We start from the raw sequence: 14,869 nt of genomic DNA on the forward strand, positions 1-14,869 counted from the left end.
GTCGAATCCATTCACGCCTATGATTTTCAGACCCAAGGAACGACTCTCCGAACAGGAGGTCCACAGCGGATTGAATACCATTCTGAAAGAAGGCCTGACTACCGAGGCCATGACCACCCTCACCGGTGGAACCTTTCTGGTTGCATTCGCATTGCTGCTCGGCGCCAACAACTTTCAGATCGGGTTACTGGCCTCGTTGCCGACATTCACCAATGTATTTCAGCTCACATCCATCTGGCTGATTCGCAAGTACAACAACCGGCGCGCGGTGTCGGTGATCTGCTCCATATTGGCACGGGTACCGCTCTTGCTGATCGGTTTGTTGCCGTTTGTGTTTGGAAAGGAAGCCCCGGTGAATCTGCTGCTGTTTTTTCTCTTCTTCTTTTACCTGTTCGGCTCCATTGCAGGGCCAAGCTGGAATGCCTGGATGAAAGATCTCGTCCCCGGCGAAATGCTGGGCGTTTATTTTTCGAAACGTGGCCGGTATGCCCAGATACTGAACGTGATCCTGAGCATTATACTGGCGATTGCGGTTGATAATATCCGTAAAAACTATCCCCAGTTTGAACTTACCACCTATTCGATCATGTTCGCGCTGGCTGGGATCATCGGCCTCTCCGGAGCGTGGCTACTCTCCACGGTCCCGGAACCTATGTCGATTCTGGACCGCGACAATATTCTCAGAATGTTTGTGCGCCCGCTGAAAGACCTCAATTTCCGAAAACTGCTGGTGTTTAATTCGGCCTGGCTCTTCGCGGTGAATATCGCAACGCCGTTCTTTACGGTATTTATGCTGAAGACCCTCGGACTCACGCTGCTCTACATCGTTCCATTGACGATCCTCAGCCAACTGAGCAGCATTCTCACGATCGGGTTATGGGGGGTGTTCGCCGATCGTTACAGCAACAAGACGATTATCGCCATTTGTGCGCCGCTGTACCTGCTGTGCGTGATCGCGTGGTGTTTTGTAGGAATTTACTACAACCTCATTTCAAACATGGTCCTGCTCGCGCTTATTCATATACTGAGCGGGGCGAGTAATGCGGGCATCAACCTCGCATTGACCAACATCGGGCTTAAACTGGCGCCATCAAAAGAAGCCATCATTTACCTTTCAGTCAAAAACATCATTACCTCCGTCTTTTCATCCCTGGCGCCCATGATCGGCGGTTTCCTGGCCGATTACTTTACGTTGCGGCAATTGCGCATTATGGCCGAATGGACGGGCCCTACCCTCCAAAAAAGCTTCCGGTTATTGCTCTTGCACGAATGGAATTTCCTTTTCCTGATCGGGGCGGTGCTTACGGTGCTGGCTATCCAGCTGCTGCCGCGCGTGCGGGAGGAAGGTGAGGTACATAAAAGCATTGTCAAGCGCATTCTGCGGACAAGTATTCGCAGCAACTTGCGAGATTTCTTTGTCATTGACGTGCTCCTCAACTGGCAATCGTCATTGAATGCATTGTTTAAAGGCAAGCGTGTCAGTAACGCGCCTGTTCAATCAGGACCGGATGCGCCGCCTTTGAACTAAGCAGCCGCTCCACCGCCCCTATTACGTCAGACGGGTCCGGATAAGGAGTTATTTCGCGATACAAGTGCCCGGCAACGTGCCGGATAACGGCATTACGGCTTTGCAAGTGAGCTGGAACAGAAAAGGGCAACACTTCGTGAGGACTTTTCCAGGGCGTATGCTGCGGATTGGTTTGAGCATATAAAACAACCACCGGCGTTTGCACGGCAGCCGCAATATGTATTGTGGAAGTATTTACGGAGATTACGCAAGTCGCGTTGGCAATCAACGCAATGAACTCACCCAACGATAGTGCGCCGGCAACCGAATGGGCACCATTGCCAATGTCTGCGGCGATAGAATCCGCGAGCGTTTTCTCCGATGCCGATCCTGATATCAGCAGTGGTAAACCAAACTTCGCTTTCAAAAGCCTGCCGGTTTCAACCCATAGTTCTGCCGGATATTTCCGTTTCTCCTCCGAAACACCGGGATGCAGCACCAGATAAGGCACATTTTGACGAATCGGAATAGAAGACAGTTTATCCTTCAATCCGGCCAGCATATGCGTATGCCGGGTCAAAAAAAGCCGGTCATCAGTAACGTCGGCACCAATGCTGCGAACCAGATGCAGGTCGCGCTCGACCTGATGGCTGATCCGCTCGTAAGGTTCACCGTCGGGAAGCCAGGTAGTGAGCAATGCATAAGGATTTTCCCTCGCGTATGCAATGCGCATGGGAATGCCCGCCATGTACGCGAGCATGGCGCCCGGAAGCGCGCTTTGGCTGTATACAGTAAAAATGACGGCTGCGTCGAAATGCATCGAAGCGATTTCATTCGCCAATGCGGGAAGGTCGTAATCTGTCGCTATGGCATGCCCGGCCCAGGGCAAATCGGCTGTAATCAGCCCGTCCACGCAATCAAGATAAGGGACTACTAATGCCCCCGCCCGGGAAGTGAGTAAGGTAACTTGGCTTCCGAAGGTCTCTTTTAGTGCGCGCATGGCCGGCGACGACATGATAACGTCGCCCATATTATCGGCGCGGATGCAAAGTATATGTCGCAATGGCTTATGTTCGTTCATTTTCGGCAACAGTTTGGCTGGTAATGTAGTCGGCGGCATCCTTGAAATGCCGCGTGGTATAATGCGGAACCCGGTACGGGCCTTCCAACCATTCCGTCTCGTTTCCATTGTCGATCAGGACTGTGCGACAACCTGCCCGGTTACCCGCTTCCACATCATTAAGAATATCTCCGATCATCCAGGAATGTGCAAGGTCGATATGCAGGTCGGAGGCTGCCTGAATCAGCAAGCCCGGCTCGGGCTTCCGGCATTCGCATGCATTTTCAGCAGAAGCAGGCAAATGCGGGCAGTAGTAGAACCCGGAAAGCACCAGGCCATTCTCTACGAAAACATCTTCGAAATACCGTATCAGCACATCCAGCTCTATTTTTGAGAATAGACCCATCGCAAGGCCGGGCTGGTTCGATACCACCACGAGGCGGTATCCGTCGGCCTGCAAAGTCCGCAGGCCTTCGAATACTTCATCCTCAAAAACAACCTTGGCGGGATCGACATTATAGGGTTCGTCCCGGATCAGCGTGCCGTCTTTATCCAGAAAAACCGCCTTGTTAACGTGGTACTGCATAGGCTCTTATACTATTGCGGTAGTCGGCGTGCCGCATAACGCCGGCGTTACGCATGTAAAGCAGGGAAGCGGCTGGCCGCGACACGGTACGCCGGTTGATGCGATGATAGAGATCGTCGGCTTTCCGCGCCACATGCTCCCAGGTAAAATACGCATGTACGCGTTTGAGCGCATTGCGGCACAATGCCCGGTATTTGTCGGGACACGAAATACCCTCCCGAACAGCCAGTGCCAATGCCTCAGGATCATGCGGCGGCACCAAAAAGCCTGTTTCACCGTCTTTAACTGTGTATTTGATCCCTCCTACTGCGGAGCCTATAACCGGCGTACCGCATGCCATCGCTTCCAGCGGGGTAATGCCAAAGGGCTCGTACCAGGGCGTGGAAATAAAGAAATCTGCCGCCTGGTAGTATTGTTTGAGCTGCTGCCGGTTTCGGCGACCGGTAAATTCGACCTGTGCCAAAACGCCCTCAGCCCGGGCAATGTCACGAAGGCGGATAAACTCCTGATCCTTTTCAAAATCGGGGACGTCCGCAGCTCCTCCGACAACGAGCAATCGCAGTTTGGGAATGTCGCGTAGGTAACGTAGCGAGCGGATCACATTATCGATCCCTTTGCGGGGCACCACCCTGCCCAGTTGCAGCAATACCAGTTCGTCCTTTTCCAAACCCAATTGCCGGCGTGCTATCGACTTGGCTACCGGATGAAACTCGTCGCTGCTGAACCCACAGGGTATAATGGAAATATTCGACGGGTCGGCCTGGTAGTGCTCTACGAGGTCCTGCTTATCCTGCGGGCATTCCGCAATGATATAATCGGCATCGTCGACGATCATCTGTTCGATTCCCAGGCGCTCCTCGGGGAAGGCGTCCTGCTCTTTCTGATGCAGCTTCCGGATTTTCCCCAATGCGTGAAACGTAATCACATAGGGAATGCCCAGCCGCCGCTTCACGAACGATGCCACCAGTCCTGACATAAAGAAATTGGCATGTATCAATTCATAATCCATATGAAATCGCTTGATGAAGCTGATCATGTTCTTGCCGAATTCATCCATAAAACCCAGCAAGCGCTCTTTCGGTACATCCGTAGCCGGCCCGGCCTCGATATGTATTACGCGGATACCCGGCAGCCATTGAACGATCTCGGGAAGCCCGGCGCTGTCCTTTCTCGTAAAAATGTCGATCACATAACCCAACTTCGCGAGCGATTTACAGAGTTCGGCTACATACACATTTTGTCCGCCACTATCAACTCCCCCTAATACGGCCAATGGGGAGGCATGCTCACTGATAAATGCTATTTCCCTTTTCATAATTGTGTTGGATAGTTTGTCTGAAAGTGCTTTCCCAATCCGTCACGAACCGGGTAATGCTGAATTTATTGCTGGCCACTTCTCGGGCCCGTTCGCCAAGCTGCCGCGCCCAGACCGGGTCGGCAATGAGGCGGTTCATTCCTTCGATAAGGCGGTCGATATTCGTGTCGATCAGTCCGCATTCGCGGTCTTTGATCACGGTCACATACTCGGTCGTAGCCAGCGCGACCACGGGCATTCCGGTCATCATGGCTTCGCAAACGGCGAGGCCAAAGCTGGTGTACCGAATCGGGTTGAAGAAAAAGCGGTAATGACTGATAAACTCCGGTAACTGCGGATTGAGCACCTCCCCCAGCCCGCCCGAGCCGCTGGTCCCCATGCCGATCAAGTCTAACGGCACCTGCTTCCGGACTTCCTCGAAGACATCCCAGCCAGTGATCCGTCCGCGCTGCTCGATGTGATTGATCACCACAATGCCGCGCGGAATATCGCCACGGTAGGAAACTGCCGGAATGCATACGCCATGCTCGATGACGCACACGTTGCGCGAGCTGCCATTGTCCCACATAAGTTTATTGAAATGGGTCACATGCACCATTTTCACGGCCGGGTCCGTCATTACGTGCCGGGTGTTGGTAGGGTGCTGCACAGGCGTATTGTGTTCCACGTAGACGCGCGGAAGCTGCTTTTGCCAGTCGGCCAGAATATCGTGCTGGTCAATCAGGTAATTCCGTTCCGACTGGAACAGGATACAGTCGAATTCCATATTACGCACGTCGGCAGCGTCCACTTCGATCACATTGGGGCCGAAAGGAAATGTCTCTCCACGCCCGTAATAGCCCTCGCTCCGGGTGCCGTTGACGGGGATAAAAATGTCGTAATTGCCCTTTGAAAGATAATAAAGATAACTCCCATGAATGTGCCAGGTAAAAATCCTTAACCGGCTGATGTTGCTCCCGTCCATATGTAATCGTTGATGTGAAACAGGCCGCGCCTTGTCAAAAACGATGCCATTGCGTACAAGCGCTGTTTTGTCCCTCAGGCCTTTGGCGACCGGGAAGCGCATAAACCGTGCAAAACGCTTCCAAACGCAACGTATAGGAAGGGGCCCCGGTAATTCGCGACATGGAAGAATATCCACAGTTTGAACTGGCATGGTAGTTGTGCCCAGCGGCCAACATTCACAAACCAAAGACCTGCCTATGTATATTCTTGGAATTAATGCAGCGTTTCATGATACCGCCGCCGCGCTGGTGAAAGACGGAAAGATCATCGCTGCCGCAGAAGAAGAGCGTTTTACCCATATCAAACATGGCAAACGCCCGGTACCATTCTCCACCTGGGAACTGCCCTTCCACGCCATCGACTACTGCCTGAAAACCGCGGGCATTACCTTACAGGACGTGGACCGCATCGCCTATTCATTTGATCCGGAAAGCATTACCGAATCATCGGTCTATAAAAGCGCATTCGACGACGGCGCCGATGTGTTGGCTGCGCCGGATGTGTATCAGGATTGGGACACGCTTTTCCTCAACTACATCCGCAAAGCGCCGGAGCAACTGCGCGACGGCTATCCCCACCATTTGCAGAAACGGCTGGCCAACGGCGGCGACATTGCCGGTAAATGGGAGTATGTCAACCACCACGTGGCCCATGCAGCCAGCGCATTTTTCCCTTCGCCCTTCAATGAAGCCGCCGTGCTCACGCTCGATGGCCGGGGCGAACAGGCAACCACGGGCTATTTTATCGGCAAGGACAACTCGCTGGTCCAGATCGATTCGGTGGATATGCCGCATTCGCTGGGGATGTTGTATGAAAAAATAACCACTTACCTGGGCTTTCTGCATTCATCTGACGAGTACAAGGTCATGGCACTGGCTTCCTATGGGCGGCCGGTGTACCTGGAAGATTTTCGGTCGGTGATCCACGTAGGAGACAACGGTCAATACACCATCGACGATTTTGATCCTGAGCAATGGTGGGGACCAGGGCGCCGAAAAGATGACCCTTTCGGGCAACTGCACTATGATATTGCGCACTCGCTGCAAAAAGCATTGGAGGAAACGGTTTTAAAGCTGGCGCAATGGCTTTACGAGCAAACCGGTGCCCAAAACCTCTGCATGGCGGGGGGCGTCGCGCTGAACTGCGTCATGAATGCGGTGATCCGTGACCGAGGGCCGTTTCAGAATGTATGGGTACAACCCGCCGCCGGGGACGCCGGTACCGCATTGGGAGCAGCTCAATGGTTGGACGTGCGCCTAAACACCCGCGAAGAAGGGCCGCGCTACACCGCACCGATGGAACATGTGTACTGGGGCCCCGACTATTCTGATGAGGAAATCGAGAAATTTATGCTTTGGGCCAAAATGCCTTACAAACGGCTGACGAACGTCGCGAAGGAAACGGCGGCGATCCTGGCCGAGGACAAGATCATTGCCTGGTACCAGGGGCGGATGGAATTCGGGCCGCGGTCGCTCGGTGCGCGCTCCATCCTCGCCTCGCCGATCCATCCCGATATGCAGGCGCGGCTCAATGATATCAAAGACCGGGAGGATTTCAGACCGGTAGCACCCGTCGTGCTCGAAGAAGATGCCCCCGAGTGGTTTGAAGATGCCGGAGTATCGCCATTCATGCTTTTTGTTTACCCGGTAAAAGACGACAAGGCCGACCGCATCCCGGCAGTGCGCCATACCGATGGCACCGCCCGCGTGCAGACCATCAACCGCGACCAGCATCCGCTCTATTACGACCTGATCAACGAATTCAAGGCACTCACCGGCGTTCCGGTGCTGGTGAACACCTCATTCAACACGCGCGGTGAGCCGATCGTGTGCTCACCCAGGGACGCCATCGAGTGTTTCTGGACATCGCCATTTGACGCCTTGATCATCAACTCATTTATTCTCGAAAAACAATGATAACAGCCAGCATGAGCGTGGTCATACCGACATTCAAACGCCCTGAACTTTTATATAGATGCCTGACGGCGCTATGCCGGCAGGATTATCCCGGATGTTTTTTTGAAGTAGTGGTTGTCTCCGACGGCCCGGATCCGCAGACAGAAGCCGTGGTGCAATCTTTTGCCAGCGAATACCCCGACTTCTGCATTACATTTCACAGTTTATCCGCCCGAAGCGGCCCGGCGGCCGCGCGAAACTACGGTTGGCGCAGAACGGCGGGGGACCTCGTCGTTTTCACCGATGACGATTGCATCCCCGACAACGACTGGCTTGTAGCCTACTGGCGTGCCTATCGCTTCCACGACCAGCGGTACGTTGCCTTCACCGGCCGCGTGACGGTGCCCGTGCGCGATTGTCCGACCGATTACGAGAAAAATGTTGCTTACTTATCCACTGCGGAGTTCATTACGGCCAACTGCGCTTGCAGCAGAGGCGCTCTTGAACTGACAGGCGGTTTCGACGAGGCATTTCCCACGGCCTGGCGGGAGGATTCCGATTTACAGTTCAAGCTCCTGACCGCCCAGGTCCCGATCTTCCATGTGTCCGACGCCGTGGTTTGCCACCCGGTCCGGAAGACTTCCTGGGGAGTAAGCATTGCCGAGCAGCGTAAAAGCATGTTCAATGCATTGCTTTTCAAAAAACACCCGGAGCTGTACCGGAGCAGAATTGCCAGCGGCCCGGTGTGGAACTACTATGTGATCATCCTGGCTAGCATTGTTGCCGTGCTTGGTTTTGCGCTGGACTCACCGGCTGTGGGCGGATTGGCGCTACTGGTCTGGGCCGGAGCACTGCTGTATTTTGTTGCCAAACGTCTCAATGGAACCGATCCTTCGTTTTCGCACCGTGTGGAAATGATGGTTACCTCCATGGCCATTCCTTACCTGTCTGTTTACTGGACCATTCGCGGGGCACTGCGATACAAAGTCTTTTTCCTATGACATTTCCACCCCAAACCACTCACCGCATTGCCGTTTTCAGAGCATTGCAACTCGGCGACATGTTATGTTCCGTACCTGCGCTGCGGGCATTGCGCCACGCCTATCCCGAAGCCGAAATTACGTTGCTCGGACTGCCCTGGGCCAAGTCTTTCTGCGAACGCTTTTCGGCCTACCTGGATGGTTTTATCCATTTTCCGGGTTACGAGGGACTTCCGGAACAGCCATTCGACCCCGACAAATGGGAGCAGTTCGGGCACATCATGCGCGGGAACCCCTTTGATTTGATCCTGCAAATGCAGGGCAACGGCAGCATCGTTAACCAGATGCTAGAAAACCTGCGGGTCGGTCCGGTGGCAGGGTTCCATAGCGAAGGGAATTATCGTGACCCTGACCGATTTCTTGAATATCCCACCGGCATTTCGGAAATCGAGCGGCATTTGCGGCTGATGAAGCACCTCGGTATTCCGGCGATCGGCACCTATCTCGAATATCCGGTTACGGAGACAGAAGCGGCCCGTTTTCATGCCCAGAATCCGATGCTCGAAGAAGGGCATTATGTGTGTGTACATCCAGGCTCGCGTGGTGCGTGGCGCCAGTGGCCGCCATCGCATTTCGCCTGCCTGGCCGACGAATGCGCAGGGATGAACTACCAGGTAGTGGTTACCGGTACGGCCGGTGAAGCCGATATCACCCGGCAGGTCATCGAGGCGATGGACTATCCGGCACTCGATCTTACGGGTCGGACAGGTCCCGGCGAAATCGGGCAGCTGATCCGGGAATCGGCATTGCTGATCAGCAACTGCACCGGCGTATCGCATATCGCTGCGGCAACCGGTACGCCGAGTATCGTGATCAGCATGGATGGTGAACCCGAACGCTGGGGACCGTTGAACAAAGCTTTACACAAGACCATCAACTGGAATGCCTGCCAGAATTTCGATGTGGTATTGAACTCGATGCTGATGCTGCTGGAAGAACGCCATGTTTACGCAGGCTAAGACAGCCCGATCTCCCTTCCAACCTTCGGGCATGGTTTTTACCTGGAAACAGCCTTTCATTCAAATACACGACATTATGGAAAACAATGGAAAATATGCCCTGATTACCGGGGCAACGAGTGGTATAGGACTTGAACTTGCCAAACTCTTCGCCCGCGACGGCTACAATCTTGTCATAACGGCCCGGGATATTGCCGAACTGGATGAAACCAGCTCGCAGTTACGGGCTTTCGGTGTAGAGGTGCTGCCTATTCCCAAAGATCTCTTTGACCGGGAACAGGCCTTCGGGCTCTATGCCGATATCAAACAGCGCGGCATTGAGATAGAGGTGCTGGTCAACAACGCAGGCCAGGGTGTTTATGGTAAATTTGATAAAACTGACATCGACCGGGAATTGGGGATCATCGACCTGAACATCTCCTCACTGGTAGTACTCACCAAGTGCTTTTTAACAGATATGACAGCCCGAAAGTCGGGCAAAATTTTGAACCTCGCGTCCATTGCCAGCAAACTACCGGGACCATGGCAGGCAGTTTACCATGCCACGAAGGCATTTGTACTTTCGTTCACCGAGGCTGTCCGGGAAGAAGTGAAAGATACCGGTGTCACGCTCACGGCGCTTATGCCCGGCGTTACCGACACCGACTTCTTCAACAAAGCCGATATGCAGGACAGCAAGGCCGTTCAGGACGAGGATAATCTGGCCGATCCCGCTGAAGTGGCCCGGGATGGTTACGAGGCATTGATGGAAGGCAAGGACAAAGTAGTCTCCGGTCTGAAAAACAAAATGCAGATCGCTATGAGCAATCTCACGCCCGACAGCGTGGTCGCGCATCAGATGAATGAGCAACAAAAACCGGTGGAGCAGCCCTAACCGCGTGGAGAACATAACCGGAATCACATTGCACGCGGCGCGTCTGGGAGAGACGGCCGTGCTGACGGAACTGATCGACCGCGGGGCGGATGTAAATGTCCAGGACGAAAAAGGCTATACGCCGCTCATTATCGCCTGTTATAACAATCGTTACGACGCGGCCGCGTTGCTGCTGCGCCACGGCGCGGATGTCAATGCGGCCGACTTCGGCGGAAACACAGCCTTGATGGGCGTTGCATTCAAAGGCTATCCCGATATTGCCCGCTTGTTGCTCATGCACGGCGCCGACCTCGACAGGCAACATGGCAATGGTGGTACAGCGCTGATGTTTGCGGTGCTTTTCGGGCGAAACGAGGTGATGCGCCTGTTGCTCGAAAGCGGTGCCGACCCGCTTATTCCGGATTCACGGGGACTAACGGCCTACGACATCGCCATTCAGCAGGGCAATCAGGAAGCGGCTCTTTTGCTGGGTCAGGAAGCATAAAAAAGCGGCTGCGTAATGTGCAGCCGCTTTTTAAGTACATCTTGGTTCCGATCCTTATCAAGCAGGAATTCTTCTTGGTTTCTCGCGTTTCCAGAAGCGGTGCTGCGCCAGCGCCAAAATAAACCAATCAGCGAGCTTTGAAGGCTTATCTCCAATCACTATCCCGTCCAGCAGCACCGACTCGTCGGTATATTCGGCCGGGATTTGCTTTGCGAAATAAGTGGATTCGATCACCGGCATCGCAGAGGAGTCCGCCGCAATCGCCTTACAATGTTTGAATGCCTCATTCAGGAAATGCACAGCATCCGCGTCTGCCGCAATGGTAGCGACGCTGTTGGTACCACCCGGTACATACACCCCATCGTAAAATACCGAAGCCGCGGTGAGCAAACTGTGATTTACAGGTATTTCCTCCTCCGTTTCAGAAAGGATGAAATTCTGCCGTGGTGCAATCACTTCCACGATAGCGCCGGCTTTTTCCAGCGCGGTTTTAACGGTGTTTAAAGACTTCCCGTCGACACCATCAGCCGCGAGAAATGCGATTTTGCGCGTTTTAATACTGTTCTTCGGACTCGTTGTCATACTCAGTGCAGGCGACACCGCCACGGATGGCTCTTTCACCACGGGTTCGTAGTCGGCGGGATCAGCGTCGGCCGGAACGCTTCTGTTCATGGGTTGCTCGGGATTTTCCGGCACGGCCAGGCGGAGCGCGAAGGCTACTTCGCTAGCCAGCCTTTTGTCCACCGTCGACAATATCCCGAGCATCCGTTGCCGCACCGCATTGGATTGCACCTTACCCAGCTCGAAACTGAATGCATCGATCATATGGTTTTTCTCCGGTTCGGACTGGCTGTTGAAAAACAGTTTCGCCTGGCTGAAATGGTCCAGAAAACTCTTGCTTCGCGCCCGCACCTTGCGTGCGTCGATGCGCTCGGGATACGAAGCGAACCCGCCTTCGGAAATTTTGGCCTGCACCGGGAAATTATCCCCGATCGAGTTGGGACCATAACTTACCTTGCCGCGGTTGATCGTCTGCCGCATAAAGCCGTCGCGTTGGTTGTTGTGCACAGGCACGATCGGGCGGTTAATCGGGATTTCCTGGAAGTTAGGGCCGCCCAAACGGATCAGTTGCGTATCGGTGTAAGAAAAAAGTCGCCCCTGCAAGAGCGGGTCGTTGGTGAAGTCGATGCCCGGAACAACATGCCCGATATGGAAAGCCGCTTGCTCGGTTTCTGCAAAAAAGTTCTCCGGGTTACGGTTCAGCGTCAACTTGCCTACCCTGCGCACCGGCACGAGCTCTTCGGGGATAATTTTGGTTGGATCGAGCAAATCGAAATCGAATTTAAACTCGTCTTCTTCCGGCACAATCTGCAAACCCAGCTCCCATTCGGGGAAATTACCGCTTTCGATGGCATCCCATAGATCCCGGCGGTGAAAATCCGGATCCTTACCCGAAATGTTTTGAGCTTCGTCCCAGGCTACCGAATGCACGCCGAGCAGCGGTTTCCAGTGAAATTTCACGAAACTGCTCTTACCCTCCGCATTCACCAGCCTGAACGTGTGCACCCCGAAGCCCTCCATCATGCGGTAGCTGCGTGGGATCGCCCGGTCGCTCATGAGCCACATGATCATATGTGTGGATTCGGGCATAACGGAAATAAAATCCCAAAACGTATCATGCGCCGATGCAGCTTGTGGTATTTCGTTATCGGGTTCGGGCTTCACGGCATGAACCAGGTCGGGAAATTTCATCGCATCCTGGATGAAGAAGACCGGCATATTGTTGCCTACCAGGTCGAAATTGCCTTCCTGCGTGTAGAATTTCACCGCGAACCCGCGCACGTCCCGCGCCAGATCGGTGGAACCGCGCGAGCCTGCCACGGTAGAAAAACGGACGAAAACGGGCGTTTCAATGGCTGTATCGTTGAGAAATTGCGCCTTAGTGTATTCGCCTAGCGGTTCGTAGAGTTTGAAAACTCCATGCGCGCCCGATCCCCGGGCATGAACCACGCGTTCGGGAATGCGCTCGTGATCGAAATGAGTGATTTTTTCGCGGAGAATAAAGTCTTCCAGCAGCGAAGCACCGCGCTCACCCGCTTTCAGCGAGTTCTGATCGTCGTTGATCTTCACGCCGGTATTCGTATTCATCAGTGCTCCCGACGAATCTTCCATGAATTGCTCAAGATCCCTGATCTTGTCGTTTTCCGGCTGGTCGACTGCCGGGTCCTGCTGTGCTTTTCTTTTTGCCATGATGCCCCCTTTTGAATGTTACAGTTCACAAAACACCCGAATAAGAAGCTTACCGGGTGCGAAATGGTGGGCTGAAAGCAATTCCTGTTCCAATGGACAGAACCCGGTTTGAAGGGGCGGCAGCACAACAGGAATGACAATGTGTGGAAATTCATTTACAACGGAGACGGCCGTTGCGCGGCGACAGCAGCCTACTACTTGCCTAATACACGTTTAAAAAAACCATAGGTGTGTATGATCGCCAGCCACGCGTTCCTTTTTACGGAATCAAACAAATTCGCTAAACCAACATAAGGCGTCTGCCTGATCGCTCCAAAATGCTGTTCGATGTACGCTTTGGCATTTCGCTCGGCATTCTCGTAAATATCCCGGCTGGTATTCGCCTGGGTGCCGCTTCCGGTTTTATCGAATGGCGCATGCAACGCATAATCCTCCAGACACAAATGTTTAAAAACATATCCTTTTTTATACATGTCGTGAGACCAGACCGTGGCGGTGTCGACGCCGCCCCAGTTCCCTCCATAGCAGCCGATGTTCCCGTTCGGAACGGTCTCCAGCCGATACTTGTCCACGTCGATCAGCGCGCAATACTCATTCAACCGGCATTCCGGTAGAATATGAACCCTCCCCCGTTCTATAACCTCCATCTGAAGTTTCTGCCTCGGAGTAGCATAGGCTGCCGTTATTTCCAGGGCTTCCTCAACAGACGGAACATACTGCTGGTAGATATTCGAATTGCATTTATTTCCCCACGCGGGACCGGCGGGGCAAGACCAGCATTGCCCGATTGAGCCGACACCGGCTAAATTGGATCCGCCCGCCTCGAATTCTTTGAGCATGTCGCCGATCATATCCCCGGAATAAAGCATGTCGTTGTGCATGATGCACAGATATTTCTTATCCGTGGTTTCCAAAGCATATTGGTACATAATGCTCTGCCGCCAACGTTTGTCGACTTTTGCCCGCTCGATATCCATCACGCCCAATCCCAAATGATGGTAGGGATATTGAACGATCAATTGCACATCAGGATCATTTCTGAAATAGTCAACGACTTTGAAAATTCCGATGTAATCATTGTGAGGCTGCTTTCTTTCCCTTGAAAAATAGATTTTATCAATGTGGGCACCACTATGTTTCATCAATGTCTTTATGGTAACAATTGCCTGGTAAGGTTTACCATAAAATGCGATGCTGACATCAACCTTTTTACTCATAGCTAAAACTTTGATCTATATATGTCACGGTTTTCCAGGGACTTAATGGTCCCTTTGCTGTATATTTTATGAATAGGAGATCGAAATGGGTGTTCACGGCCCGATGCTCGTTCCGAATCTTAGTGTGAGTGGTCTTTGTGGTCTTAGTTTGAGAAGAATACTGTTGAACTGTCATCAAAGCTCATTCAGCAATACAAACTAATTAGGTGCTATCCACGAAATTTATAAATTAATGGCATTGTAACCAAACATCACCTGGATATTAACAATCAACACCTTAACCCAATGGATCAATACCAGAACCCCGGCGACAGAGCCTACACCCAAACTCTGATTGATGCCGCTAAAAAGGAGGCGGCGGCATTCCTGAACTTGAAATACACCGCCGAACGTGCAGACGGCGTAATCCCTGTCAAGTACCGCGAGTTGATGTCGATCGCCGTTGCGCTGACAACCCAGTGCTCTTTTTGCATTGAGTCGCACATCGAAAACGCAATTAAAGCCGGAGCGAACCGGGAGGAAATTGCGGAAACCGTCTTCATCGCTGCGGCTTTACGCGCTGGAGGCGCAGTCGGAAATGGATTATTTGCCATGCGCCTTTTTGAAGAAATCAGCCGGAAGGAATCTTAAGGGGTAGCGTCTGCCGCTTTTACTTACTACTTAATTTCCTGACCAGG

The 14,869-nt window shown here is 53.1% G+C and carries 13 protein-coding genes; 7 read left to right on the forward strand and 6 right to left on the reverse strand.

Features of this window, described 5'->3' with window-relative positions:
• The first annotated feature begins 19 nt into the window (after positions 1-19).
• Positions 20-1,528, forward strand: coding sequence for an MFS transporter (locus tag AC2YIT_RS16595; protein WP_430848773.1), 1,509 nt, complete (start codon positions 20-22; stop codon positions 1,526-1,528).
• On the opposite strand, the gene AC2YIT_RS16600 is transcribed toward AC2YIT_RS16595, so the two are convergent.
• From AC2YIT_RS16600 to AC2YIT_RS16615, 4 genes are read right to left on the reverse strand one after another with little or no spacing between them, the layout of a single operon-like run.
• The gene (locus AC2YIT_RS16600; protein WP_487279880.1) at positions 1,479-2,588 is read right to left on the reverse strand and encodes a glycosyltransferase family 9 protein; all 1,110 of its coding nucleotides are present in this window, start codon (positions 2,586-2,588) and stop codon (positions 1,479-1,481) included. The genes AC2YIT_RS16595 and AC2YIT_RS16600 overlap by 50 nt on opposite strands.
• A complete protein-coding gene (locus tag AC2YIT_RS16605; protein ID WP_487279881.1) occupies positions 2,575-3,153 on the reverse strand; it encodes a D-glycero-alpha-D-manno-heptose-1,7-bisphosphate 7-phosphatase in 579 nt (192 codons plus the stop codon). The genes AC2YIT_RS16600 and AC2YIT_RS16605 overlap by 14 nt, the downstream gene beginning before the upstream one ends.
• Positions 3,137-4,468 carry a glycosyltransferase family 4 protein gene (locus AC2YIT_RS16610; protein ID WP_487279882.1) on the reverse strand — a complete coding sequence of 444 codons (1,332 nt, stop codon included), beginning with the start codon at positions 4,466-4,468 and terminating at the stop codon, positions 3,137-3,139. The genes AC2YIT_RS16605 and AC2YIT_RS16610 overlap by 17 nt, the downstream gene beginning before the upstream one ends.
• Positions 4,440-5,534: a glycosyltransferase family 4 protein gene (locus AC2YIT_RS16615; RefSeq protein ID WP_487279883.1), complete on the reverse strand. Its 1,095-nt coding sequence runs from the start codon at positions 5,532-5,534 to the stop codon at positions 4,440-4,442. The genes AC2YIT_RS16610 and AC2YIT_RS16615 overlap by 29 nt, the downstream gene beginning before the upstream one ends.
• 136 nt (positions 5,535-5,670) lie before the next feature.
• Here AC2YIT_RS16615 and AC2YIT_RS16620 point away from each other — a divergent pair, with 136 nt between their 5' ends.
• The 5 genes from AC2YIT_RS16620 to AC2YIT_RS16640 all read left to right on the forward strand — a co-directional run bounded on the left by AC2YIT_RS16620 (position 5,671) and on the right by AC2YIT_RS16640 (position 10,725).
• Complete coding sequence (locus tag AC2YIT_RS16620) at positions 5,671-7,389, forward strand: carbamoyltransferase family protein (protein WP_430848783.1); 1,719 nt, start codon at positions 5,671-5,673, stop codon at positions 7,387-7,389.
• Entirely contained in the window at positions 7,386-8,369 is a 984-nt protein-coding gene (locus AC2YIT_RS16625) for a glycosyltransferase family 2 protein (RefSeq protein WP_430848785.1), read from the forward strand. Before AC2YIT_RS16620 ends, AC2YIT_RS16625 begins: the two co-directional genes overlap by 4 nt.
• Positions 8,366-9,367, forward strand: coding sequence for a glycosyltransferase family 9 protein (locus AC2YIT_RS16630; RefSeq protein WP_487279884.1), 1,002 nt, complete (start codon positions 8,366-8,368; stop codon positions 9,365-9,367). Before AC2YIT_RS16625 ends, AC2YIT_RS16630 begins: the two co-directional genes overlap by 4 nt.
• A gap of 76 nt (positions 9,368-9,443) precedes the next feature.
• Complete coding sequence (locus AC2YIT_RS16635) at positions 9,444-10,241, forward strand: SDR family NAD(P)-dependent oxidoreductase (protein ID WP_430848789.1); 798 nt, start codon at positions 9,444-9,446, stop codon at positions 10,239-10,241.
• The gene (locus tag AC2YIT_RS16640; RefSeq protein ID WP_487279885.1) at positions 10,210-10,725 is read left to right on the forward strand and encodes an ankyrin repeat domain-containing protein; all 516 of its coding nucleotides are present in this window, start codon (positions 10,210-10,212) and stop codon (positions 10,723-10,725) included. The genes AC2YIT_RS16635 and AC2YIT_RS16640 overlap by 32 nt, the downstream gene beginning before the upstream one ends.
• A 57-nt stretch (positions 10,726-10,782) precedes the next feature.
• On the opposite strand, the gene AC2YIT_RS16645 is transcribed toward AC2YIT_RS16640, so the two are convergent.
• Together AC2YIT_RS16645 and AC2YIT_RS16650 are read right to left on the reverse strand one after the other, a co-directional pair.
• Positions 10,783-12,975 (reverse strand): catalase, encoded by a 2,193-nt coding sequence (locus AC2YIT_RS16645; protein WP_487279886.1) that lies wholly within the window; start codon positions 12,973-12,975, stop codon positions 10,783-10,785.
• Between the two features lie 194 nt (positions 12,976-13,169).
• A complete protein-coding gene (locus AC2YIT_RS16650; protein WP_487279887.1) occupies positions 13,170-14,192 on the reverse strand; it encodes a hypothetical protein in 1,023 nt (340 codons plus the stop codon).
• A 285-nt stretch (positions 14,193-14,477) separates the two neighbouring features.
• Between AC2YIT_RS16650 and AC2YIT_RS16655 the strand changes: the two genes are divergently transcribed.
• A complete protein-coding gene (locus AC2YIT_RS16655; protein ID WP_430848796.1) occupies positions 14,478-14,822 on the forward strand; it encodes a carboxymuconolactone decarboxylase family protein in 345 nt (114 codons plus the stop codon).
• Positions 14,823-14,869 lie beyond the last annotated feature (47 nt).

The sequence above is a fragment of the Dyadobacter sp. SRI_021 genome, assembly GCF_057586235.1.